This is a genomic window from Aquimarina atlantica (assembly GCF_000626715.1).
In the GTDB taxonomy this organism is placed as follows: domain Bacteria; phylum Bacteroidota; class Bacteroidia; order Flavobacteriales; family Flavobacteriaceae; genus Aquimarina; species Aquimarina atlantica.
In genome coordinates this window covers 511,743-534,625 of the sequence record NZ_AQRA01000003.1, presented here as the reverse complement: position 1 = coordinate 534,625, position 22,883 = coordinate 511,743, and the positions used below count along the sequence as shown (strand labels likewise).

Here is a 22,883-nt window from a genome sequence, read left to right as displayed (position 1 = left end):
CACAAGGACCAACAGGAAACACAGGTGCTACTGGAGCAACCGGAGCACAAGGACCTACTGGTAATACAGGTGCCACTGGAGCAACTGGTGCACAAGGACCAACAGGAAATACAGGTGCTACTGGAGCAACCGGAGCACAAGGACCTACTGGAAACACAGGTGCTACTGGAGCAACTGGTGCGCAAGGACCAACAGGTAATACAGGTGCTACTGGAGCAACTGGGGCAACCGGGGCGCAAGGACCTACAGGAAACACAGGTGCCACTGGAGCAACTGGTGCACAAGGACCAACAGGAGATCCAGCAACTAATATTGTAACCAATTTGACTCAGAACACAGGAACAGGAGTTATAACTTATACCAACGAAAACACTCCTACTGCTGACGTACAAACAGCTAATGTAGTAAGTACAAATACAAACAATCAAATTACAGTTGGAACTGATGGTGGAGCATTTTTTATTAGCCCTGTAAAAGCGATGGGGAAAGTTGCTGGTAATGGAACGGCCATAAAGATATTAAATGCAACTGTTTCTAGAATAAATGAAGGTGATTATCAAATAACATTTACAACCGCAATGCCAGATGATGATTATATTATTCAATTAGCGACCATAGATTGTGGAGGTGATTGCCCTGGTAATACAGGAGCTGATTATGATGATCCCGGTATCACATACTATAATCAAACTACGGCTGGATTTAGGGTTAATATAGGAGACAGTGATAATGGAACTAACCCAAAAGATGATATTGATTTAGAATTCATGTTTACTGTACTTGATTTTTAATTCAATTATTTACCTATCTTTTAAATAAGACTAAGATCAGGTATCTAAAAAATTTAAGGTAAGGAAAAGTGTAATACTATTAAAAATGAAAAAAATACCCCTAATAGCTTTGTCATTTATTTTATCCGCTGGCATGTTTGCACAAATTGGCACAGGTGATGCTGCTGCATTAATGGGATTACCTGCTGCTACTGATTTAGCTGAAATAAATGCAATTATTGGTCCTAGTATCGGTTCAGTAGTTTTTAATTTAGATGATCAGGAAATTTATAGATTTACTAATACAGGATGGCAGAGGAGCACTGATGATCAATTAGATTCTGAAGTAAACCTGGCTACTCCTATAGATGTTGACGAAAGTGGGGCAACAACTATTACCAACGAAACAACGGTTCAGGGAGTAATACAAGCCATTGCTCCTATCACTTCTAAAGCAGCAAGGATTTTTTATCCACCATCTATTGCAGTTGATGCTTCTTCGGTAGGTGCCAAACCACCTATTGACCTATATCAAGAATACATTGACCAGTTCGGATCGCCTGTAGCATCAAGTGATGCTGCTAACGCTCCTACTATTCCGACATACGCAAGAAATGAGTTATATTACTATGTAACCTTTGCTGATCAGAGTGTTTTCGGAAATCCGACAACAATATCGATAGATGGTAATGGAAATATGAGCTATAGTATTGTTAATACCCCAGCAGATTATAATGCACTGATTAATGTAGTATTTGTTGTTAAATAATCTGGGCTTCCTGATAACGATATGAAATTTACATCTAACACATTATATCCACTTCAATTGATCATATTGATCATTTTACCAATCAGCTTTATTTTTGGTCAGGATACATATGTTGATAATTTTGGGACAGTCTCTTATACTAATAATAATGGAACTCAAAATTGGGCTACTAATTGGGTAGAGACAGATGATGGTAGCGTTAATTCAGGTCGTATTCTTATAAATAATGGGAGACTACGATTTGAAGATATTACTCGAAATTCTCAGCAGATTATTCGAAGTGTTGATTTATCTGGTGCTTCAAGTGCTATTTTATCTTTTGATTGGGAGACGATTGGTCTGGATGGATCAGGAGGATCAACATCTAGTGAGCTATTAGATATACAAGTATCTTCTGATGGTATAAATTTTACTACTATTGGTAGTTTAGATGGAACTCAAACAGATACTTTTAATGTAGATATTTCTGCATTTTTGTCTTCTACAACTACAATCAGGTTTATAAACTTAAGTACTTGGAATTTTGGAGATTGGGAACCAGGTGAATTTGTTTTTATTGATAACTTATCTATTGAAACTAATCTTTTTATGATTTCTGATGGAGTAACAATAAATACTTGTAGCGGTACTTTTGTTGATTCAGGAGGAACAACTGGAAATTATAATGATTTTGAAGATTTTACGTATACTATTTGTCCAAATGTGGTTGGAGCAAATGTAAGTGTTTCATTTACTCAATTTGATGTGGAAGATAATTTTGATTTTCTTCGTATTTATGATGGAACATCAACAGCAAGTCCTCTTATTGGCATTTTTGATAATGGAAATTCTCCTAACGGAACGACAATATCTTCTACAACAGGATGTTTAACATTTAGATTTACTTCTGACTTTACTGTTACACTTGGAGGCTGGACAGCTACAATTGCTTGTAGTAGTACAAACCCACAATTATCTATATCAGATATCACTGTTAACGAAAATGCAGGTACTGCAGATCTAACAGTTAGTCATTCTGGAGGAAACGCATCCGGAGCTTTTACTGTTGCTTATACAACTGCTAATAACTCTGCAAACACACCTGGAGATTATACAACGACAAGCTCTACTATAGGGTTTTCGGGCACAAGCCCTGAAGCACAAACTTTAACAGTCCCAATACCCATCATTAATGATAACTTTGCAGAAGCTACTGAGAGTTTATTTGTAAATCTTGGAACTATCATAGGCGATCCTTCTATAAGTATTACTGATGGTCAAGGAGAGATTACGATTAATGATGATGATAATGCCTCTATAGCAATAAATGATATTACTGTAAACGAAAGTGATGGAACTGCAACTTTTACAATCACTTTATCAGGAGCTAATGTTGCTGGAGGGTTTTCTGTACCTTATACCCTTGTCAATGGCTCCGCAACTAATCCTGCTGATTATACAACAGTTGGAGCTACCCCTTCCCCTATTAATTTTGCAGGAAATATTAACGAGACACAACAAATTACAATACCAATTATTGACGATATAGATATTGAGGGGAATCATAACTTTTTTGTGAATTTAGGTACAGTAAGTAATTCACTTGTTGCTATTAGTGATAATCAAGGAGAAGCTACAATTGAGGATAATGATGCAGCAATCAGTATTGATGATATTTCGGTTAATGAAAATGCAGGTACGGCTACTTTTATCGTTACGCATGTCGGACCTAATACAACAGGACCTTTTTCTGTAAATTTCACAACAACTAATAATACTGCCACGGCCGGAAATGACTACACAACAAATAGTGGAATATTAAATTTTAATGGAACTAGTGGAGATACTGAAACTATTATCGTTACCATTTTAGATGATATTATTGTAGAAGGAAATGAAACCTATTTCATTAACTTCTCTGGCGTAAGTGACACTTCAGTTAACATTACAGATCAAGGGATAGGTACTATTGTAGACGTTGAAATAGACAACCCAAGACCTTATGAAGAGCGAATTACAATCAATGTCAGAGGTAATTTTGATATGATTGGAAATACCAACCTCATTTGTACAGCAAATTGTCCAGGAACTCCTACATCTAATAATCCTACTGTAGTTATGGGGTATGCTAGTGTTGACGGTACTACCATAAACTCGAGTAGCTCAAATTTCACTTTGCCAGCAGGAGCAACTGTAGCTTGGGCTGGATTGTATTGGGGTGGTTCGTATAACTCTACCTTTGGGGGAATAACAAATCCAGATCCTACTTTGAATTTACAGCAAGTACAGCTTAGAGAACCTGGTGCAGGCACATACACAACGGTTAACGCCGGTGTAACAAATATTGAAACTGGCTCATTTACAGGATGGAATACATTTATGTCTTTTGCAGATGTAACTTCAGTTGTGCAAGCAGCAGGATCAGGAACCTACACAGTTGCAGATATTCCATTAATAACTGGTAGTGCCTTCACTGGACCTTTTGGTGGATGGACCATGGTAATTATTTATGAAGACCCTGCCGACATAACACGTAGCGTAAGTATATGGGATGGCTTTGATTTTTTTGGATTTGGAGCCAACGACGCTTTTACGGTTACTGGTTTACTAACCCCTTCGCTAGGAGTTTTTGATACAGATGCCGGATATTTTGCTTTTGATGGTGAAGCAAATTTAGCAGGGGATTTTGTATCTATAAATGGAACAGCTCTTTCTAATGCTTTAAATCCTATCAACAATACATTGAATAGTACAATCTCTAAATTTGGGGTAGATATTGGCGGAAGAAATCCAAATTTGGGTTTTAACTGGGGAATGGATATTGATATTTTTGACGCTACTGGTTTGGTTCCTAACAATGCTACAACTTTAAATGTAGATCTCGGAAGTGCCAACGAAGGTATTTGGGGAGGAGTTTTTGCTCTTTCTACAGAAGTTGCATTTCCTGCAGTAGCAAGTAAAGATTTTTCTCCCGCTACAATTGGCTATGGTGAAGAATCAACAGTAACTATAACTATAGAAAATCCTACTACCGGAGTAGATCTTACAAATTTATCACTTACAGATAATTTACCCTCAGGAATGGCAATATCGACTTCGCCAGATGGAACCTCATCTTGTGGCGGAACCATAACCTCTGTACCTGGTTCTGATAACTTTTCTATTTCAGGAGTGAGTCTACCGGCAGGTAATTCTTGTACTTTTACGTTTGATGTAATAGGCACTGCGATAGGATCTTTTGATAATACCGTATCGTCTGCCGATATTTCAAATGATCAAAATATTCCCTTAGCAGGTACAACTACAGGAACACTTAATGTTATCGTTAAAACTGTGATAACTAATAGAAGGATTACATATAGAGTAAGACCCAATTAGGAATTTATATAAAATAGAATACCGAATCAAAAAAGTATGTTCTCTATAATTGATTCTTTCGATGCTCAATTTAATTCATCTCAAATCATTAATTATCAACAATTTGACTAAAAACCTTTGTATTACCGTTTTAACGATTAAGTACAGTTTTTTAATTAGTAACTTAAACGCCTCAAAAGAAAAAAATCAAATTTATTATCAATCATTAAAGCAAAATATTGAAGAATTATGATGAATAACAGTACATTATTTATATTAATTCAATAAAATTCTTATATCAATCTATTTATTTTCTTATGTTTGTTTTGTCAAAATGTTTATTTTTTAGGAATATGTAACTTTTCAGCAAAACCATACCTTTAATCGAGTTAAAAATGCGTTTCACCGATAAATAATTGCATTTTATCGTGAAAAAGTAGTGTAATTTGCTGAAAAAGAATATATTTGCCATAACATATTTACTGTTTAACCGTAATAACAGTATTACCCCAATATAACTATGGATAGAATATTTTTTATTGTCGTATGCCTTCTGGCCCAAGTTACTATAGCTCAACAAGCTTTTCATAACTACGGGAATATTCAAATTCACGATCAAGGTGAAGTTGGTTTCCACACTGATTTAATTAACGATGGTACGTTTGACCAAAATTTAGGTCTTGCAGGGTTTTACAATCCTACAGGAAGCCTAAATGTATCTGGTGATAACCGTCCTATTTTTCATAACATGGAAATTGATGTTGTAGATGATTTGCTGTTGGATGTTGCTGTTGGTGTAACCAACTTTCAGGAATTTTTAAACGGAAGAGTACAAACCCCTAGAGACAGACGTAATGTTTCTTTAGATTATATAAATGATGCTCCCTATTTAGGTGAAAATGATGATCGATATGTAGATGGGTATTCTTCTATTACTGGAGTTTTAGATTTTACTTTTCCTATTGGAGATGATTTCAGATTACGCCCAATGCGTATCGAAAATCAAGCAGCTGTAAATACAGCACGAGGTGCATACTTCTTTGAAAATCCTAACTCTCCTAATTTTTTCTCTACCAGTTTTAATACCGATAATTTCAGCAATGTATTATTTGGTGTAAGCTCTTTTGAATTTTGGGATCTGGATGGAGATGTAGAAACTAGAGTAACTCTTACATGGGATGATAATAGTAATATCCCAACTCTTGTTGATGAGTTAGAAGATCTTAGAGTTGTAGGATGGGATAGAAATTTACAACAGTGGGTAAGTTTAGGAAACTTTGCCGCTTCTGGGGATCTAAATAATGGTGAAATCACTTCTGAACTAATGATTCCTGACAACTATGTTGTTCTTACTTTTGGTTCTTCTGATATCATCTTAGATGGTGATCTGGAAATATTTACTGCAGTTTCTCCTAATGGCGATGGAGTTAATGATACTTTTATAATTCAGGGAATTGAGCAATTTTCAAACAACGAGCTAATAATCTATAATAGATGGGGAGTTGAAGTATATCGCAAAAAAGGATACGATAATTCATGGGGAGGTTACTCTGAAGGTAGAGCAACAATTGCCCAGGATGAGCAATTACCTGTAGGTACTTATTATTATATTCTGAAAATTGAAGGTCAAAAAGATCGTTCGGGATACTTATATATTAATGTATAAGATTGTATGCTGTCAAAAATCATGACTTTGGCTTTGGCTATTAACAATCATATTCATTTGTACTGTTAGCATAATTGACAATAACTCCTATACATTTTAAGATTCGCATTTTTCATGTATAGCTATTGGGCCCAAGTAATCGTAAGTTACAAAGTATTTTCGTTAAAAATCTTATAGCTTTTTCACAAAATGATGTGCCCATATTTCATATCCTTCATTAAGATAGAATTTATGCGAAGGGTAATTTACCACATAACTATTTAGTTCAGAAGCCTCGCATCCCCTACTCTTTGCATATTCATAAATCCAACTAAATACCTTCTTCCCTATTCCTTTACCTCTATTCTCTTCATCAATATACACATGATCTGGTTCGCATGATCTCCCAATATAATGACGTGTCATAAACCACAACCCAAAAAACCCTATTAGTTTTTCATCCAAATACACTCCCCAGCATTCATAATTTTGCTCAAACATTTCACTAAATCTTTCTTTTAAAACAGCATCAGAAAATTGATCATTCATCAATTTCTGAAGTAATGGTAAAACAATATCAAAGTCCTCTTTTAAAATTTTGTGAAATGCTAAATCCATATGATGTTTTTCTGCAAAAATAATTATACATTTATCTCAAAGATGTAAAGAATTCTTAAAAAAGAAAGAATACACCAATTCTATTGTTTTATTGGCTTTTTATAACATCTTTTTAAGTATTAAAAACAAGTTAAAAAGCACAAAAAATATAAAGATGAAAGAAAAATCAGGAAAAACACAAGATCTGATCGACAAAAAATTTCTAGAGGAACGTAGTGTATTTCTTTGGGGACAAGTAGATGACAAGTCGGCTAAACACGTAATCGACAGACTTATGTATCTGGATATGATAAGCGACAAAGAAATCAAATTATATATTAATAGTCCCGGAGGATATGTTACATCGGGATTTGCAATGTATGATACTATAAAAAGTTTAAAAAGTCCGGTTTCTACGATTTGTACTGGATTAGCTGCTTCTATGGGATCAATTCTCTTGAGTGTTGGTGAAAAAGGCCGAAGATTTATACAACCTCATGCAAAAGTGATGATTCATCAACCAAGTGGTGGTGCCAGAGGACAAGCTTCTAATATAGAAATCCAAGCTGCAGAAATTCTTAAGACCAAAGAACTTAGTGCTCAAATTCTTGCAGATAACTGCGGACAAGATGTTGAGAAAGTACTAAAGGATTTTAATCGTGATTATTGGATGGATGCTCAAGAATCATTAGAGTACGGTATTATAGATGGAATTCTGGAATAATGATCCAGAAATGATATAATTATAATCAGATCCCTATGGTAAGAAGAGATTTTATTGGTATTAGTGCCCTGGGAATGATTGGGGTTTCATTATCATCATTTTCTATGCTTTCGTCAGAATTCTCTAAAGATGATCTTATGGGAAAAAGCAATCCTTCACTTTTTGGTGATGGATATAAGCTTCGAAAAGATGCTTATGAGGCCTTTCTGAAAATGAAGACTGAAGCATTAAAAAGTGGATTCAAAATAAAAGTAGTTTCCAGCTATAGAGATTATGCACACCAGAATCGAATCTGGGAACGTAAATATAAAAAGTTTACAAAAGAAGGGTTATCCCCTATTAAAGCTATACAAAAGATTATAGAATATTCTACTATTCCTGGTACCTCAAGACATCATTGGGGTACCGATTTAGATATTGTAGATGGTAATGCTCCACAGCCCAAAGGATTACTTCTTACCAAGAATTTTGAAGGGGATGGCCCATTTTGCAAGTTTAAAGAATGGATGGATAAACATGCAAACTCTTTTGGTTTTTACCTTGTATATACAGATAAAGCAGACCGAAAAGGGTTTAAATATGAGCCCTGGCACTATTCGTATGCTCCACTTTCTATTCCTATGTTAAAATCATATCAAAAACTAGACATTGCCGAGGAATTAAAAAAAGCAAAACTACTTGGTAGTAACTTTTTCTCAGAAGATTTTATTACACAATATATTTCAGAGAACATATCAGATATTAACCCAGAATTATTGTAGTTACATAGGATTTATAATAATTTTTATAACTCCTTCAAAAATATCTCTTTATACTCAAAATTACCTTTTATGATTCTGTAACAATGCTATGTAGCATAAAAAAACTTCTTTTTCGATTGAATCAAAAAAAAATCAAAATAAGTTCTATATACTAAAATTATACTATTTTAGTTATTTAATAAAATAAAGACCCCATACTAATGAAAACTTCTTTAATTAAATACTTTTGTGCTTTTGTACTTTTATGTACTGTTTTTTCCTGTTCTAAGGATGATGATAATAATACCATTACAGAAACTCCAAGTGAAGTCTCAATTACAGACGAAATACTAAAATTGGTAAATGAATATCGACAAACTAAAGGACTAGAGGCATTAGCAAAAAATACAACTGCTGAACAACTAGCTGCTGATCATACACGGTATATGATTTCTAAAGGTAATATCAACCATGATAACTTCGATACTAAATTCGATACTTTACGAGAAAAGGAAAATGCCACAGGAATGGCAGAAAATGTAGCTAGTTTTTATCCTGATGCTCGAAGCGTTGTAGACGGATGGATTAATAGCGAAGGGCACCGAAAAAATATTGAGGGTAATTATACCCATACTGGTATTGCTGCAATAAAAGACGAAAGTGGCAGATACTACTATACACAAATTTTTTACCGCTAAACTCTGCAAACTCAACTATGCAAGGTTAGCACTAATCTTGTTTCTTAAAATTAAGAAACGGTACCTCTAGTAGTTGCTTACTAAAAAGTGTTTTTTACATTTTATTAGTAAGCAACTTTTATATTTATTAACTTTAAGCTTTTTGATATTAAAATTTAATTTATAATGAGACGTGGCGGCTTAAAAATCAGAATATTAATAGGCTTAGCAATCATAGCCTTTGCATTTTTTAAAAAATGTAATAATAAAACGCTAAACCCATATACCGATAGAGTACAAAATATTAATATGACAAGTGATCAGGAAATCGCTATTGGATTACAAAGTGCTCCTGAAATGGCCCAACAGCACGGAGGATTATACCCTGATCAAAAATTACAAAGCTATATCGATATGGTTGGAAACAAATTAGTCAATTCGAGTATGGCAAAACAAACTCCTTACAAATATGAATTTCATTTGCTAGCCGATCCCAATACCGTTAATGCTTTTGCATTACCCGGAGGGCAAATATTTATAACGTATGCTTTATTATCCAAATTACAAAATGAAGACCAGGTTGCTGGTGTATTGGGTCATGAAATCGGTCATGTATTAGGACGACATTCTGCAGAAAGAATAGCAGAACATGAATTCTGGAAAACGATATCTACCGGAGCATCAGTTGGTGCAGATGCTGGAGGGCTTGTAAATGGTATTGGACAAAATGTTTTATTAAAAAATGGGCGTGGTGATGAGTTGGAAAGTGATAAGTTAGGCGTATTGTTTATGATCAATTCGGGTTATAATCCTGAAGAAATGATTGGTGTAATGAAAATTCTAAAAGCAGCTGCAGGGCCTAACCGTGTTCCCGAATTTCAAAGCTCCCACCCTGATCCAGAAAATCGCATAGAAAAAATCAAAGAGGCAATACGGGAATATAGCAGTGTACAATAAAAAACCATTTCCTGTTGATATCAACAGGAAATGGTTTTAACACCTATGACAATTTCTCTAAAAGAGCTATTGCATCCTTAGCATTAGATTGTTTTGCAAATTTCATTGCTGTATAGCCCTTGCTATCTTTAGCTTTGATATTTGCTCCGTTTTTCACAAGCAGTTTAATAATATCTGCACGGTTATATCGTGCAGCATACATAAGTGGGGTCATCCCATCTGATTTTTGATTAACATCACTGCCGAATTCAATTAATTTTCTTACAGTCTCTAAATCTCCTTTTACAATTGCCATACAAAACGGACTTGTTTTATATGCTGTAAGATCGTAATTATGACTAGTAGTAGTCACATTTGTTTCTGTAGCTAAACTTACAGAAGTAATACACATAACCAATAAGGTTGCTAAAACTGTTTTTTTCATGATGAAATTGATTTTAAGTTTATTTGATTGACTTATATACAGTACGACCTTAGAATCGGTATCATGTTACATCTACTTTTGCCAAATAACATGATTTTAACTTTCTTATAACAAAATATTTTGATAAAAGCGATGCGTTTCTATATAACAACCCCGCCTATCATTATAATAATGATAGGCGGGGTTTATAACTAATTCTGAGTAATTACTTTTTCTTAAGCTCTAATAACAAGGTTACGGCTTCTTTGGCTCCAGATAATTCTGCGTATTTTATCGCAGTATAGCCTTTCGCATTTTTAGTATTGATTTTTGCTCCATTAGCAACCAAAAGCTTAATGATTTCTAATCGATTATAACGAGCAGCATACATAAGAGGTGTCATACCTTCTGAAAACTTATTTACTTCGCTCCCTAACTCGACCATTTTTTTCACCATTTCATAGTCGCCTTTAGCGATTGAAATGCAAAAAGGAGATACATTAATAATTTCTGTTTTTGCAACCTTATACGCATTAAGGTTTTTTACAGGATCATTTGCTAGAACCAGACCAACGGTCATACACATTACTAAAATTGATAGCTTTTTCATTTTTTTATCTTTTATAAGTTCATTATTGATTTGTGCTATGCCAAAATTTGACGGTGCAAATGAATTACATTATTCTCATAAAAAATACCATAATTTTAAGAATAACTTACTTTTAACCTTCCCTACACAAATTCGTTAATAATTTCACAAAAATCACGTGTAAGTTAATATTACAAAAAGGTATAAATCACATAAGAATAACATAAGCTTTTTGTGTGCTTGTAGGTGAAGTTGTAACTTTACTCCTTATTTCATTTTTTTGAGATTTTAGGCTCAAAAAATAACCAACCAAAAACCTTAATTAAGAATACATTATGAACAAAAAAGTAATCCTGATGATCCTGGATGGATGGGGAACATCGCCCGATCCTAAAGTATCTGCAATTGATCATGCAAACACTCCGTATATCGATAGTTTATACACTCACTACCCTAATGCTTCTTTACGTACAGATGGACTTCATGTAGGTTTACCAGATGGGCAAATGGGAAACAGTGAGGTTGGTCATATGAACCTTGGGGCTGGTAGAATTGTATATCAGGATTTGGCCAAAATCAATATGGCAGTCAAAAATAACACCTTAAAAGAAGAATCAGTTCTTCTGGATGCTTTTCGCTATGCCAAAGAAAAAAATAAAAATGTTCATTTGCTAGGCCTGGTAAGTGATGGCGGGGTTCACTCTCATATCGATCATATTAAAGGATTACTTGATGCAGCTCACTCTTATGAATTAAAAAATGTGTTCCTTCATGCATTTACCGATGGTCGTGATGTAGATCCCAAATCTGGTAAAATACACATCAAAAATATCCAGGATTATATGTCCAAAACCACGGGTAAGCTGGCTTCTATTGTAGGAAGGTATTATGCTATGGATCGGGATAAAAGATGGGAGCGTGTTAAATTAGCCTATGACCTTTTGGTAAATGGTATTGGAGAGTCTAGTACTGATGCCCTCAACAGTATTCAGAATAGTTATGATAATGACATTACCGACGAATTTATCAAACCAATTATACTACAAGAAAATGGAGTTTCGGTAGCTACCATAAACGATGACGATGTTGTAATTTTCTTTAATTTTAGAACAGACCGAGGAAGAGAATTAACCGAAATGCTTTCTCAAAAAGATATGCATGAGTATAACACCCACAAGCTTTCTTTACATTATGTTACAATGACGAACTATGATGAAAGCTTTGAAGGTATTAATGTTATTTATAATAAAGACAATATTACCGAAACTCTTGGAGAAGTCATTTCTAAAGCCGGTAAAACTCAAATTAGAATTGCAGAAACAGAAAAGTACCCTCATGTTACCTTCTTTTTTTCTGGGGGGCAAGAAGAACCTTTTGAAGGAGAATCCAGAATATTACGAAATTCTCCAAAGGTAGCAACGTATGACCTTAAACCCGAAATGAGTGCTTACGAACTAAGAGATGCTCTGGTACCAGAGCTACAAAAAGGCGATGTTGATTTTGTTTGCCTAAACTTTGCAAATGGTGATATGGTAGGGCATACAGGAGTAATGGAAGCTGCAATCAAGGCTTGTGAAGCTGTAGATCAATGTGTAAAAGATATAGTAACCACCGGTCTGGATAATCAATATTCTACTATTCTGATTGCGGATCATGGTAATTGCGAAACTATGATTAATCCAGATGGTACGCCACATACAGCCCATACAACTAATCCTGTTCCTTTCATTTTAATAGATAATGACCAGATACAAATAAACGATGGAGTTTTAGGAGATATCGCTCCAACCATTCTTGATCTTATGGGAATAGAAAAACCTAAAGCAATGACACAAGATTCATTATTAAAATAACATTCAAAAAAATACCATAAAAATTTTACGTTTTTTTGAGGCAAGTCGCATAAAAGAGTGCTTTTATGCGACTTGTGTTTTTCTATCTTTTTATTTTTAAAAATTCTTTTGTTACCTTAACATAGATAAAAAAGTACAATTAGTACGCAGCGAAACCCAATATTCTTGGTTATACATTATATGAGTTAAGCACTAACCCTTATTCATGAATAAAAAAGAACAAGACAGACTAGTAAAAGCCTGTAAAAAGGGTAATCGGGATGCCATGGAAAAAATATACAATACTTTTGCACCGCGAATGATTGCGGTGGGTCTTCGCTATTGTGTAAATCAATCTGACGCAGAAGACATTGTACAAGAAGCTTTTATCAAAGTATTTAAAGGTATTCAAAAATACCGCCATAAAGGAACGTTGAGGAGTTGGATTGAAAGAATTGTTGTGAATTGTGCCATTGATCATTGGCATAAAATGAAAAAAACGATTCATGTAGATCATGAAGATTTCATCGACAAAAATGAAATACAGGAATTAGAGGAGCCCGAAAAAGACCATCTATCTAAAGAAATATCAATAGAAAGACTAAGAATTTTGATTGGTGATTTACCAGAACAGTATCGCTATGTTCTAAATCTCTATGCCATAGAAGGATATTCTCATAAAGAAATAGGAGAAATGCTTAATATAAAGGAAAGCACATCAAGATCTAACTATACCAGAGCAAGAAAGAAGTTATTAGAACGTATGAGGAATAGTGGAGTTGTAAAGTTTTAATGTTTAAAACCTAAATGAGTAACAAATGAAAGATGATAAAGACCTTTTAAAACCGCTTTTGCAAGCAAAATTTAAAAGTGATTCGATTATACCATCGAAGGATAGGTTTGATGACATATACAATGCAGTACAGAAAGAAAAGGTTAAGCGTAATTATATCCCTTGGTATGAAATAACTGTTATTGCTATACTGCTTTGCGCTATATTCATTCTGTATTATGTAATGAATAACACTACTTCTGAAAATACCAAGATCACTCCATCACATCAAGAAAATATTGATGCTGTTGAACCAAAAAATGTTCAAACAACAATTCAAATAGAAGAGCAACCAAAAATTATTGAAGTCAAACCTATAGAATCGAATACAAAAAATGAGCCTGTAAAAACTTCCAAAGCAGAAGCTTTTTCTATAGATGCTACCATTGTAGAACCAGACGAAGAGAGTAATAAGAAAGGATTTATTGGGGTTTCCTATATTGCTTCAGAAAAATATGCTTCAACAAAAAGCACCAAGTATATTAAGCTTCCCGATTCGAGTACGATGGTAATGAGAAAAAACAGTAAAGTCAATTTTAATACTTCGATACAAAGCTATAGAAGAGTTGATCTTGTTGGTACTCTATTCTTTTCAATACAGGAAAATGAATCAAAACCATTCGTGATACACGGAAACTATTGTAATGTTCAGGTTAGTGGAAATTCTTTTGCAATATCTGCAGAAAAAGATGCCGATTATATCACACTTATTGAAGGTTCTGCAAAAATAATTCATCGTGCAACTGGTAAAAAACAAAATGTGGTTTCGGGGCAAAGTTTTAGTATCAATCCCCAAGGCATTATGCTTCTTAAAAGATCTCCAAATCAATTTGCCTGGAAAACTGGTGTTTTACATTATCAAAACGTTAGCGTAAATCAAATTATAAATGATTTAGGGGAAAACTTTGATGCCAAAATCAGATTAAAACGCAGTCCTCTACTCGATTGTAAATACACAGGATCTTTTAGCGGTGCAACCACCGAAAAAGTACTGAATGAATTAACTAAGAAATTCAATGTAAAAATAGAAAAGGAAGGTGAGATTTTTATAATTATAGGAGAAGGTAATTGTACAAATTAAAAAGACATATAACATTTGCAGTAACTAAATAAATAATCTTTTTCAACTCTAAAAAATATTCTGACACTTGGGGTCATTAGTATTTTAAACTATAAAAATTTATCGTTTGTATATTAAAAAACCGGCCCGTGAAATGTTTCATGAGCCGGTTTTTTAAACTTAACATATTTATCTATAGATCAAAAGTTATCGTTCCTTCTATTGAAGTGAGTACAACCTCACGATCACAGGTTCCATCACCATAATTAATAGTAAAGTTAACTCCAAAATTACTAGAATAATCTTGTGCCCCTTGCACGGGATATTTATAAAAGTCTAATCCTTCAAAACAAACAGCTTTATATACTATCGGAGATCCATCAACAGATTTTGTTTTTATAAAGAATGGTTTTTTTAAATTTTCTAATGAAGAAGATTCTTTTAGTGTAATAATCTCCTGATCTGTAAAACGATTTTCGAAAGAAAAATTTCTATTCGTTGTATACTGATACGTTTCTCCATCAGGAGCAGTAATAATTCCATCTATTTTTACATCAAATACAGGGATATCATCGGTGCTTTGTTCTTCATTTTTTTGTGCTATTCTATACCCATCAAAAATATATCCTCTATCATATTGTACATTTTTAAACACTGCAGAATCCTTAAATTTAGATGGTAAATCTTCGGCTACATAATACTCTAAACTACCTGTCCAATCATCAAATTGACATTGATCCCCTGCATCATTCAAAATTAATTTACTGTAATGGCTATATTCAGAAAAACCAGGAATAGGTTTCTCCTGGTAAGGAATTAATAATTCGATAGAAAAACAAGTTCCTTTGCTACTTTTAGAGGAGTTTTTAAGATCTAAAGAAGCCTGTTCAGAAATTTTTCCAAAATCATCCATAGCCAGGTTTACAGTTTTACTCAATTCAAATGTTTCTTTATTATTCTGTTCAGAAACACTATCATCAACATCATTTTTAGTACAACTCACTACTAGGCCAAAAATCAGGGCACAAATCAATAATTTTTTCATGGTTTTCTTTTTTTACGTGAATATTATCTTTGTTTTCTATCTATTAAACCCCGAAAAAATAAAAACGCTGCGTCGATACTTCATTATTTGTTAAACTAGTATCAAATCATTGGATCAAGCATTAGAATTTATATATATTGGTAGCGCAAATAATTGTTGATCAAAATGAAAAAAATATTTTTTTTAGCCATTACCAGTTTTCTTTTTTCTTGCGGAAGTACTTCTACTACTACAAATGGCAAAAATCCTAATACAGAACTAACGCAAAGTGATCAAAAGCAAATTTCAACAGAAAAGGAAAATAACTCCGAACCAGGCTTTTTAGTAGGCAAACAAGATCGAAAAGCATTAGAGCAAGAACCATATGGAAATTGGTTTAATGATAATTACAAAAGTTATGCTCTCGACAACAGCACTATAGAAAAATTATCTCCATACCTAAAAGATATTACGATACAAGCTTTTATGGGGACCTGGTGTAGTGATAGTAAAAGAGAAACTCCTACATTTTATAAAATATTAGATGCTTCTAATTTCAACTATAAAAATCTGGAATTAATAACAGTAACAAAATCTAAAGATACTCCCGAAGGTTTTGAAAAAGGGTTAGACATCATGCGAGTGCCAACTTTTATCTTTTATAAGGATGGAAAAGAAATAGGTCGTTATGTAGAATTTGCAAGAGAAACCCTCGAAAAAGATATATTAACAATTGTTTCTGAGCAACCTTATAAACATTCTTACGAAGATTAAATAATTCGATGACACCAAAAGATAAATTAAATGCACTTGGACTCCAGTTACCTGAAATATCTGTTCCGGGAGGGTCTTATGTATCTGTAAATACAAGAGGAAATATTGCTTATGTAGCTATTCAATTTCCTATTCTAAATGGCGAATACCTATATCAAGGCAGATTAGGAGATACCATAACCACAGAGCAAGGATATGAAGCTATGAAATTATGTGCGCTTAATGTTCTTGCACAAATAGATAAAAAAATTGGCTTTGATGCTATCGAAGGACTCAATCATATTGATGCTTACTTTCAGTCGGGTACTGATTGGGATGACTCTCCTATTGTCGTAAATGGAGCTTCAGATCTATTTATTAAGGCATTAGAAGAAAAAGGCACACACACAAGAGCAATTTTTGGAGTCGATAAGTTACCTCGAAATTTTTGTGTGGGCCTAACTACTTCATTTACATTAAAAACCACTTAAAAGCACTCTAATCAATAGAGTAATATCAAAATAGAGGGTGCTGTTGAATAGAACAAGCATTATTCTTTGTAAATTTGCCTTCTTTTATCAAGGAATTGTTACATATGATTATTACTAAAACACGTGAAGAAATAGAATTAATGCGAGAAAGTGCATTAATTGTATCTAAGACATTAGGGATGTTAGCCTCTGAAGTTAAACCTGGGGTAACTACACTACAGTTAGATAAACTTGCAGAAGAATTTATTAGAGATCATGGTGCAATTCCTGGCTTTTTGGGATTGTATGATTTCCCTAATACCTTATGTATGAGCCCTAATGCTCAAGTAGTTCATGGGATCCCGAATAATACTCCATTAGAAGAAGGTGATATTATATCTATTGATTGCGGTGCTATTAAAAATGATTTTTATGGAGACCATGCGTATACATTTCCTGTAGGTGAAGTATCTGAAGAAGTAGAACGTTTACTTCGTATTACTAAAGAATCTCTATATGTCGGGATTGCCGAGTTTAAAGTTGGAAAACGAGTGGGTGATGTTGGATATGCAATCCAGAAGTTTACCGAAGAAGCTGGTTATGGTGTCGTTAGAGAATTAGTAGGTCATGGTTTGGGTAGAAAAATGCATGAAGATCCCGAGATGCCTAACTACGGACGTCGTGGTAAAGGAAAAAAATTTATCGAAGGTATGGTAGTTGCTATAGAGCCTATGACAAATATGGGAACACATCGTATCAAACAACTACGAGATGGCTGGACTATTCTTACGGCAGATGGGAAACCAAGTGCCCATTTTGAACATGATGTAGCTATAATTGATGGAAAACCAGAAATTCTATCGACATTTAAATACATCTATCAGGCATTAGGCATTGAATCTGATGAAGAAGATGCCTTTAGACAAGAAGTATTGACTGTATAGTATGCATTCTTTAAGTACTCAAAGTTTGCTTTGCTTAGGCTTTTCAAAATGAAAAAACTATTTAAATTCATACTTAATACTATCCCCAGACCGCTATTGATTCGATTGAGTTATATGGTGCGTCCCATACTATCATTATGGTTACGAGGAGACACATATACTGATCCAATCGATGGCAAAAGTTTTTCTCGTTTTTTGCCATACGGATATGGTAAACAAAGAGACAATGTATTGTCTCCTTCGACTCTATCTTTAGAACGTCATAGATTACTCTGGTTATTTCTAACTCATGAAACCGAATTTTTTACTACTCCCGCAAAAGTATTGCATTTTGCTCCCGAGCAGGCATTCTATAAAAGATTTAGAAATTTAAAACACCTTGATTATACTACTACTGATCTTAATTCTCCGTTAGCCGATGTAAAAGCAGATATCTGCAATTTACCTTTTGCAGATAGCGAGTATGACATTATTTTTTGTAATCATGTGTTAGAACATATCCCCGATGATACTGCAGCAATGCAAGAAATTTTCAGGGTCTTAAAACCAGGCGGAATGGCTATTCTACAAATCCCTCAGGATCTAAATAGAGACACAACTTTTGAAGATGATAGCATTACAGATCCACAAGAACGGGCCAGAATATTTGGCCAATATGATCATGTAAGGGTTTATGGCAGGGATTATTTCGAAAAATTAAGGTCGATTGGTTTTAAAGTCGATGAAGTAGACTACACCAATATTCTATCAAAAGAATGCGTCACAAAATACTGTCTTGCTCCTGGAGAAATCCTTCCTGTTTGTTATAAGTCTTAATACTTATTTTTCGGGAAAGCCATTTACAGATAGTGTTTTTAATTCTTTATTTTGATCTTCATAAATAAAGAATGCTTTAAGTTCCTGATGTGTTTCTAAGAACTTTTTTGAACCTTCTAATCCCATCGACATTAATGCCGTTGCATATGCATCTGCTTCCATACAGGTATTGGCAATAATAGAAACTGCCAGAAGGTTTGATTTTAATGGATATCCCGTTTTAGCATTCAAAATATGAATATATCGCTCTCCGTTTTCATCGATTTTATACTTTCTATATCCACCAGAAGTTGCCATAGCTTCATCATGTAACGAAATCACTTTGCTATACGATTGTGTGTCATCAAAGTTAGGATCTTCTACTCCTATTCTCCAGGGTTTTTGTTTAATTACATTACTTCCTTTACCTCTAATCTCTCCTCCTATCTCAACCAAGTAATTATTAAACCCTTTACTTTCAAAAAATTCAGCAAAAACATCCACTCCATACCCTTTTGCCAATGCATTAAAATCGATATATGTTTTAGGGGCATCTTTTACGATTCTATCTCCTTTCAGTGTTACTTTGTGTAAACCAACCGAAAGCAGTAAACTATCTATTTTAAGGCTATCTAAAAAGGCTATTTTTCCTTCTGGCCCAAAATCCCATGCATTTACCAAAATCCCAATTGTAGGATCAAAAGCTCCATTTGTTGCCTTATGTATCTTTTTAGAAGCATCAAACACTTTCGCAAAATGTTCATCGATCACTACAGTAGTATCTCCTGAGTTTATCCTGGATATATCAGAATCCTTGATATAAGTAGACATTGATCTATTGATCACATTGATCAAACTATCATATGATTTTGAAAAATCGTACTCTTTATTATCTATGAACTGTACCGAAAACGTGGTTCCAAAAGCTTTTCCATTAGTGTAATTAAGATGTAATTTAGGTTCTTTTTTACACGAAAAAAACAGTCCTATTATTACAACTACCCCTATTTTTCGAATCATAATTTTAGTTTAGATGAGTTTCAATGATTTGTAGCCCTGCATATTCCAAAATATATTCTTCATTTAAAAGTAATGGTTTATTTGGGTTTTCAGAATTTTGTAAACCAACACCAGCGTAGAACACTTTTGCTTCTTGTTCTATAGCATGTTTTTTAAACGACTCCATCCAAATGATATCATAATTATGAGGATTATCTGGATACGAAACTGCTTTAACAAGTACGAAATATCTTTGATTAGATTTATCAATACACACAAACTGAGGATGTTTTCCCAAAGTGCTATTAATTGCAATAAATTCGAAGCCTTTTTTTTCTAATTCTTCACCTACAATATTCATTGCCAGGTTATGTAATTCTTGTTTAGTAAGTATTCTGGTCATAGCGTTGCAAAGATATTATTTTGGAAACATAATTTAGAATTATCCCGAGCTCTTCTTTATTTTTTGTCTTACATCAAAAAGTCTAAACCATTTCTATACAGTTCTTCATAAATAATAGTATAAAATATAACCATTATTTTATGCATTCAGAGAAATTATTGTATGTTTAATGTGATAATTTGACAGTTCTGAAAAAGTCTATAGAATTATCTTTTTTAGTGTATTAAAATTCTTAACCTTTTTAACGTAATAACCTTATAAACATACCCTATGGAAAATAAAATTACTTTGGCCGGATTAGATTTCGTAATTAATTTTTGTAACAAAATAAATACTCAACCTATTCCCCTGGCAGAAGTCCCACAACAATCTTTAGCTAATATATATGCCAATCCCAAAGGAGAAAGGCATTATATTGTTAATATTATTTCGTTTTTACCCGTTAAACTAGATCCTTTAAAAAACACCAGTAGTGGTTTGTTTTTAAATGACGAAAAAACTATATTTTTTAATTACAATGGCGTTACAGATGTAAAGACCAGTATACATACTGAAAATGGCTTAGTTGTGTCACGAGATTTTAATATTGTATATGATTCCACAGATCCTATACCTTCAGAATTTGATATGTACCATATTCAGATAGATTATAAAATCACATCTCTAAGAACACAGAGTGTAGAAGCTATTGTAGTACATGATAAAAATCTAGATCCTGAAACCGATAGGGGTACGGTGACTACTCCTGTATCAACAGAAGAATAAAATGTCTAAATGGCTTATTATATGGTGCATACTCTTTGGTTATACTAGTACGTATAGTCAATCTCAAAAAACTGGTCAAATAGGCTTGTTTTATGATCATATGGATCAATACTGTAAAGAAAAGGTGGTTACTACTGATTTTTGTAAAGCAGTAGATTTTCATCGCAGTCGTAAACGGGATTCTTGTTATATCTATGCTGGTAGAGCATTAGAAATAGTTAAAAACCAAGAACAACAAGATATTCTACATTATATCCAGGGTGTAAGTGCAATTAAGAAAAAGCTGTATACCAAGGCACTCCAGAATATGAACAGCATTTCTGAAGATTTTAAATTTTCAGGGCTTAAAAATCATAAACTTGGAGAAATACATTTGGTTTTAGAAAATTATGATCAATCTATACAGTATTATAAAAAATGGCTAGATCAACATATAGGAACTAAAGATGAAGTTTTTTTGAAAACAGCATATCACAATCTGGGTGTTTCATATCTTCATAAAAAAGAATTTGATACTACTGAGAAATATTTTTCTAAAGAGCTCGCCTTAATCAAAGAAAAGGATACTTTTTTTGTGATTGTCACCAAAATGGAGCTTGCTAATGCCTATTATAGTCAATATAGAGATGAGGAAGCTATTGCCTTATTTAAAGAATCCTATCGATTGGCTACTTTATTTCATGATATCGAACTAAAACAAAATACAGCCAAAAACATGGCTGTAGTAGAAAAAAACAGAAAACGGTATCAAGAAAGTGTCGCTTACTATATAGAATACGGGAAATGGAAAGATTCTATCTGGAACAGGGATAAAATCTGGGAGCTTACCGAAAAAGATAAGCAACTTGCCATTGCACAAAAGGAGCAGGAAATACAGTTGCAGGATGAAAAGATAAAACGGCAAAAAACCCAACGTAACGGTCTGATTATAGGCAGCTCGCTTTTACTTTTGTTTATTGGTATTCTGGGGTATTTTTACAAATTGTTAATAGGTAAAAAGAAATTGATTACAGAACAGAAAGAGCAATTAGATATCGCAAACACAACCAAAGACTATCTATTTTCTGTAGTCTCGCATGATTTACGATCTCCTGTTAATGCACTAAAACGACAACATGAAAAATTGCTGGATCACATAGCCGAAAAAGATTTATTGGGAATCAAAAAAACTACGGACACTGCAATTACCTTAACAGAATCTACCAGTCATTTATTAAACAATGTACTGCACTGGTCATTAGAGCAAAGTGAACAATTATTTTTTGAACCCGAAACATATCCTTTAAAACCCATTCTTGAACATGTTATAAGTGATTATGAGTATTTGGCAACAACCAAAGACATTATACTCAACACCACTTTAGATGCCTCTATTTTGGCTACAGTTGATAAAGAATCCCTAAAAATTGTACTTCGTAATATTCTTGATAATGCTATTAAATACACCAAAAACAAAGGAAAGATCACGATAACCTCTGGCAACCATGCTACAGATAAATGTTATATTGAAATTAAAGATACGGGTGCTGGTATTCCACCAGAGATTTTAGCAAAAATCAACTCATTACATGACATTACCACCGATAAAATTGATCGGTCTAAGGGAGTAGGTCTTGGGTTGCTATTATGCCATACACTTATCAAAAAAAACAATGGGCAAATACTATTTGATAGTGAACCCGGTAAAGGAACAACCATCAAGATTGTATTACCCAAAGGAATTGATTAGCTATAAAAGCCTGTAATAAGCACTTAATACACCAAAACCATTACCGATGTGGTTTATGAAATGCATATAG

At 33.7% G+C, this 22,883-nt stretch carries 23 protein-coding genes; 17 read left to right on the top strand and 6 right to left on the bottom strand.

What is annotated here, in order from left to right; genetic code table 11:
* From ATO12_RS26350 to ATO12_RS08860, 4 genes are all read left to right on the top strand, one after another.
* On the top strand, positions 1-791 hold a 791-nt coding region (locus ATO12_RS26350), incomplete at its 5' end, for a collagen-like domain-containing protein (RefSeq protein ID WP_205625230.1).
* Between the two features lie 85 nt (positions 792-876).
* Positions 877-1,539 carry a hypothetical protein gene (locus tag ATO12_RS08870; RefSeq protein ID WP_240486114.1) on the top strand — a complete coding sequence of 221 codons (663 nt, stop codon included), beginning with the start codon at positions 877-879 and terminating at the stop codon, positions 1,537-1,539.
* Between the two features lie 21 nt (positions 1,540-1,560).
* The gene (locus tag ATO12_RS08865) at positions 1,561-4,896 is read left to right on the top strand and encodes a beta strand repeat-containing protein (protein WP_034241318.1); all 3,336 of its coding nucleotides are present in this window, start codon (positions 1,561-1,563) and stop codon (positions 4,894-4,896) included.
* A gap of 499 nt (positions 4,897-5,395) precedes the next feature.
* Entirely contained in the window at positions 5,396-6,541 is a 1,146-nt protein-coding gene (locus ATO12_RS08860; protein ID WP_034241317.1) for a gliding motility-associated C-terminal domain-containing protein, read from the top strand.
* Between the two features lie 171 nt (positions 6,542-6,712).
* Here ATO12_RS08860 and ATO12_RS08855 read toward each other — a convergent pair whose 3' ends face one another.
* A complete protein-coding gene (locus tag ATO12_RS08855) occupies positions 6,713-7,138 on the bottom strand; it encodes a GNAT family N-acetyltransferase (RefSeq protein ID WP_034241316.1) in 426 nt (141 codons plus the stop codon).
* A 118-nt stretch (positions 7,139-7,256) separates the two neighbouring features.
* Here ATO12_RS08855 and ATO12_RS08850 point away from each other — a divergent pair, with 118 nt between their 5' ends.
* The 4 genes from ATO12_RS08850 (at position 7,257) to ATO12_RS08835 (ending at position 10,215) form a co-directional block, all read left to right on the top strand.
* Complete coding sequence (locus ATO12_RS08850) at positions 7,257-7,841, top strand: ClpP family protease (RefSeq protein WP_262482573.1); 585 nt, start codon at positions 7,257-7,259, stop codon at positions 7,839-7,841.
* Positions 7,842-7,876: 35 nt separating this feature from the next.
* Positions 7,877-8,602 (top strand): M15 family metallopeptidase, encoded by a 726-nt coding sequence (locus ATO12_RS08845; protein ID WP_034241314.1) that lies wholly within the window; start codon positions 7,877-7,879, stop codon positions 8,600-8,602.
* 200 nt (positions 8,603-8,802) lie between these two features.
* Positions 8,803-9,279: a CAP domain-containing protein gene (locus ATO12_RS08840; protein WP_034241313.1), complete on the top strand. Its 477-nt coding sequence runs from the start codon at positions 8,803-8,805 to the stop codon at positions 9,277-9,279.
* Between the two features lie 165 nt (positions 9,280-9,444).
* The gene (locus tag ATO12_RS08835) at positions 9,445-10,215 is read left to right on the top strand and encodes a M48 family metalloprotease (RefSeq protein WP_034241312.1); all 771 of its coding nucleotides are present in this window, start codon (positions 9,445-9,447) and stop codon (positions 10,213-10,215) included.
* 43 nt (positions 10,216-10,258) lie between these two features.
* Here the strand turns inward: ATO12_RS08835 and ATO12_RS08830 are convergent, their stop codons facing one another.
* Both ATO12_RS08830 and ATO12_RS08825 read right to left on the bottom strand, forming a co-directional pair.
* Positions 10,259-10,639 (bottom strand): ankyrin repeat domain-containing protein, encoded by a 381-nt coding sequence (locus tag ATO12_RS08830; protein WP_034241311.1) that lies wholly within the window; start codon positions 10,637-10,639, stop codon positions 10,259-10,261.
* Positions 10,640-10,844: 205 nt separating this feature from the next.
* Positions 10,845-11,228 (bottom strand): ankyrin repeat domain-containing protein, encoded by a 384-nt coding sequence (locus ATO12_RS08825; protein ID WP_034241310.1) that lies wholly within the window; start codon positions 11,226-11,228, stop codon positions 10,845-10,847.
* Between the two features lie 314 nt (positions 11,229-11,542).
* On the opposite strand from ATO12_RS08825, the gene gpmI reads away from it, so the two are divergent.
* The 3 genes from gpmI (at position 11,543) to ATO12_RS08810 (ending at position 14,952) form a co-directional block, all read left to right on the top strand.
* On the top strand, positions 11,543-13,060 hold the full coding sequence (gene gpmI, locus ATO12_RS08820) for a 2,3-bisphosphoglycerate-independent phosphoglycerate mutase (RefSeq protein ID WP_034241309.1): 1,518 nt from the start codon (positions 11,543-11,545) through the stop codon (positions 13,058-13,060).
* 205 nt (positions 13,061-13,265) lie between these two features.
* Positions 13,266-13,832, top strand: coding sequence for an RNA polymerase sigma factor (locus ATO12_RS08815; protein ID WP_034241308.1), 567 nt, complete (start codon positions 13,266-13,268; stop codon positions 13,830-13,832).
* 25 nt (positions 13,833-13,857) lie between these two features.
* Positions 13,858-14,952 (top strand): FecR family protein, encoded by a 1,095-nt coding sequence (locus tag ATO12_RS08810; RefSeq protein ID WP_034241307.1) that lies wholly within the window; start codon positions 13,858-13,860, stop codon positions 14,950-14,952.
* A 172-nt stretch (positions 14,953-15,124) separates the two neighbouring features.
* Here the strand turns inward: ATO12_RS08810 and ATO12_RS08805 are convergent, their stop codons facing one another.
* The gene (locus tag ATO12_RS08805; RefSeq protein WP_034241306.1) at positions 15,125-15,976 is read right to left on the bottom strand and encodes a hypothetical protein; all 852 of its coding nucleotides are present in this window, start codon (positions 15,974-15,976) and stop codon (positions 15,125-15,127) included.
* A 165-nt stretch (positions 15,977-16,141) separates the two neighbouring features.
* On the opposite strand from ATO12_RS08805, the gene ATO12_RS08800 reads away from it, so the two are divergent.
* The 4 genes from ATO12_RS08800 to ATO12_RS08785 all read left to right on the top strand — a co-directional run bounded on the left by ATO12_RS08800 (position 16,142) and on the right by ATO12_RS08785 (position 18,938).
* Complete coding sequence (locus tag ATO12_RS08800) at positions 16,142-16,729, top strand: thioredoxin family protein (RefSeq protein WP_034241305.1); 588 nt, start codon at positions 16,142-16,144, stop codon at positions 16,727-16,729.
* 8 nt (positions 16,730-16,737) lie between these two features.
* Positions 16,738-17,199, top strand: a complete 462-nt coding sequence (locus ATO12_RS08795; protein WP_034241304.1) for a RidA family protein — start codon at positions 16,738-16,740, stop codon at positions 17,197-17,199.
* Positions 17,200-17,303: 104 nt separating this feature from the next.
* Positions 17,304-18,122, top strand: coding sequence for a type I methionyl aminopeptidase (gene map / locus ATO12_RS08790; protein WP_034241303.1), 819 nt, complete (start codon positions 17,304-17,306; stop codon positions 18,120-18,122).
* Between the two features lie 48 nt (positions 18,123-18,170).
* Positions 18,171-18,938, top strand: a complete 768-nt coding sequence (locus ATO12_RS08785) for a class I SAM-dependent methyltransferase (protein WP_034241302.1) — start codon at positions 18,171-18,173, stop codon at positions 18,936-18,938.
* A gap of 3 nt (positions 18,939-18,941) precedes the next feature.
* Here ATO12_RS08785 and ATO12_RS08780 read toward each other — a convergent pair whose 3' ends face one another.
* Both ATO12_RS08780 and ATO12_RS08775 read right to left on the bottom strand, forming a co-directional pair.
* Positions 18,942-19,937 (bottom strand): FAD:protein FMN transferase, encoded by a 996-nt coding sequence (locus ATO12_RS08780; protein ID WP_034241301.1) that lies wholly within the window; start codon positions 19,935-19,937, stop codon positions 18,942-18,944.
* Between the two features lie 4 nt (positions 19,938-19,941).
* On the bottom strand, positions 19,942-20,319 hold the full coding sequence (locus ATO12_RS08775) for a hypothetical protein (protein ID WP_034241300.1): 378 nt from the start codon (positions 20,317-20,319) through the stop codon (positions 19,942-19,944).
* A 270-nt stretch (positions 20,320-20,589) separates the two neighbouring features.
* Between ATO12_RS08775 and ATO12_RS08770 the strand changes: the two genes are divergently transcribed.
* Both ATO12_RS08770 and ATO12_RS08765 read left to right on the top strand, forming a co-directional pair.
* On the top strand, positions 20,590-21,084 hold the full coding sequence (locus ATO12_RS08770) for a hypothetical protein (protein WP_034241299.1): 495 nt from the start codon (positions 20,590-20,592) through the stop codon (positions 21,082-21,084).
* A 1-nt stretch (position 21,085) separates the two neighbouring features.
* Positions 21,086-22,813: a tetratricopeptide repeat-containing sensor histidine kinase gene (locus ATO12_RS08765; RefSeq protein WP_081802010.1), complete on the top strand. Its 1,728-nt coding sequence runs from the start codon at positions 21,086-21,088 to the stop codon at positions 22,811-22,813.
* Positions 22,814-22,883: the final 70 nt, after the last annotated feature.

What these genes read in the sequence shown, in the direction of transcription:
- ATO12_RS08870 (WP_240486114.1), top strand. Translation starts at nt 877, where the DNA reads ATGAAAAAAATACCCCTAATAGCTTTGTCATTTATTTTATCCGCTGGC.
- ATO12_RS08865 (WP_034241318.1), top strand. Translation starts at nt 1,561, where the DNA reads ATGAAATTTACATCTAACACATTATATCCACTTCAATTGATCATATTG.
- ATO12_RS08860 (WP_034241317.1), top strand. Translation starts at nt 5,396, where the DNA reads ATGGATAGAATATTTTTTATTGTCGTATGCCTTCTGGCCCAAGTTACT.
- ATO12_RS08855 (WP_034241316.1), bottom strand. Translation starts at nt 7,138, where the DNA reads ATGGATTTAGCATTTCACAAAATTTTAAAAGAGGACTTTGATATTGTT.
- ATO12_RS08845 (WP_034241314.1), top strand. Translation starts at nt 7,877, where the DNA reads ATGGTAAGAAGAGATTTTATTGGTATTAGTGCCCTGGGAATGATTGGG.
- ATO12_RS08840 (WP_034241313.1), top strand. Translation starts at nt 8,803, where the DNA reads ATGAAAACTTCTTTAATTAAATACTTTTGTGCTTTTGTACTTTTATGT.
- ATO12_RS08835 (WP_034241312.1), top strand. Translation starts at nt 9,445, where the DNA reads ATGAGACGTGGCGGCTTAAAAATCAGAATATTAATAGGCTTAGCAATC.
- ATO12_RS08830 (WP_034241311.1), bottom strand. Translation starts at nt 10,639, where the DNA reads ATGAAAAAAACAGTTTTAGCAACCTTATTGGTTATGTGTATTACTTCT.
- ATO12_RS08825 (WP_034241310.1), bottom strand. Translation starts at nt 11,228, where the DNA reads ATGAAAAAGCTATCAATTTTAGTAATGTGTATGACCGTTGGTCTGGTT.
- gpmI (WP_034241309.1), top strand. Translation starts at nt 11,543, where the DNA reads ATGAACAAAAAAGTAATCCTGATGATCCTGGATGGATGGGGAACATCG.
- ATO12_RS08815 (WP_034241308.1), top strand. Translation starts at nt 13,266, where the DNA reads ATGAATAAAAAAGAACAAGACAGACTAGTAAAAGCCTGTAAAAAGGGT.
- ATO12_RS08810 (WP_034241307.1), top strand. Translation starts at nt 13,858, where the DNA reads ATGAAAGATGATAAAGACCTTTTAAAACCGCTTTTGCAAGCAAAATTT.
- ATO12_RS08805 (WP_034241306.1), bottom strand. Translation starts at nt 15,976, where the DNA reads ATGAAAAAATTATTGATTTGTGCCCTGATTTTTGGCCTAGTAGTGAGT.
- ATO12_RS08800 (WP_034241305.1), top strand. Translation starts at nt 16,142, where the DNA reads ATGAAAAAAATATTTTTTTTAGCCATTACCAGTTTTCTTTTTTCTTGC.
- ATO12_RS08795 (WP_034241304.1), top strand. Translation starts at nt 16,738, where the DNA reads ATGACACCAAAAGATAAATTAAATGCACTTGGACTCCAGTTACCTGAA.
- map (WP_034241303.1), top strand. Translation starts at nt 17,304, where the DNA reads ATGATTATTACTAAAACACGTGAAGAAATAGAATTAATGCGAGAAAGT.
- ATO12_RS08785 (WP_034241302.1), top strand. Translation starts at nt 18,171, where the DNA reads ATGAAAAAACTATTTAAATTCATACTTAATACTATCCCCAGACCGCTA.
- ATO12_RS08780 (WP_034241301.1), bottom strand. Translation starts at nt 19,937, where the DNA reads ATGATTCGAAAAATAGGGGTAGTTGTAATAATAGGACTGTTTTTTTCG.
- ATO12_RS08775 (WP_034241300.1), bottom strand. Translation starts at nt 20,319, where the DNA reads ATGACCAGAATACTTACTAAACAAGAATTACATAACCTGGCAATGAAT.
- ATO12_RS08770 (WP_034241299.1), top strand. Translation starts at nt 20,590, where the DNA reads ATGGAAAATAAAATTACTTTGGCCGGATTAGATTTCGTAATTAATTTT.
- ATO12_RS08765 (WP_081802010.1), top strand. Translation starts at nt 21,086, where the DNA reads ATGTCTAAATGGCTTATTATATGGTGCATACTCTTTGGTTATACTAGT.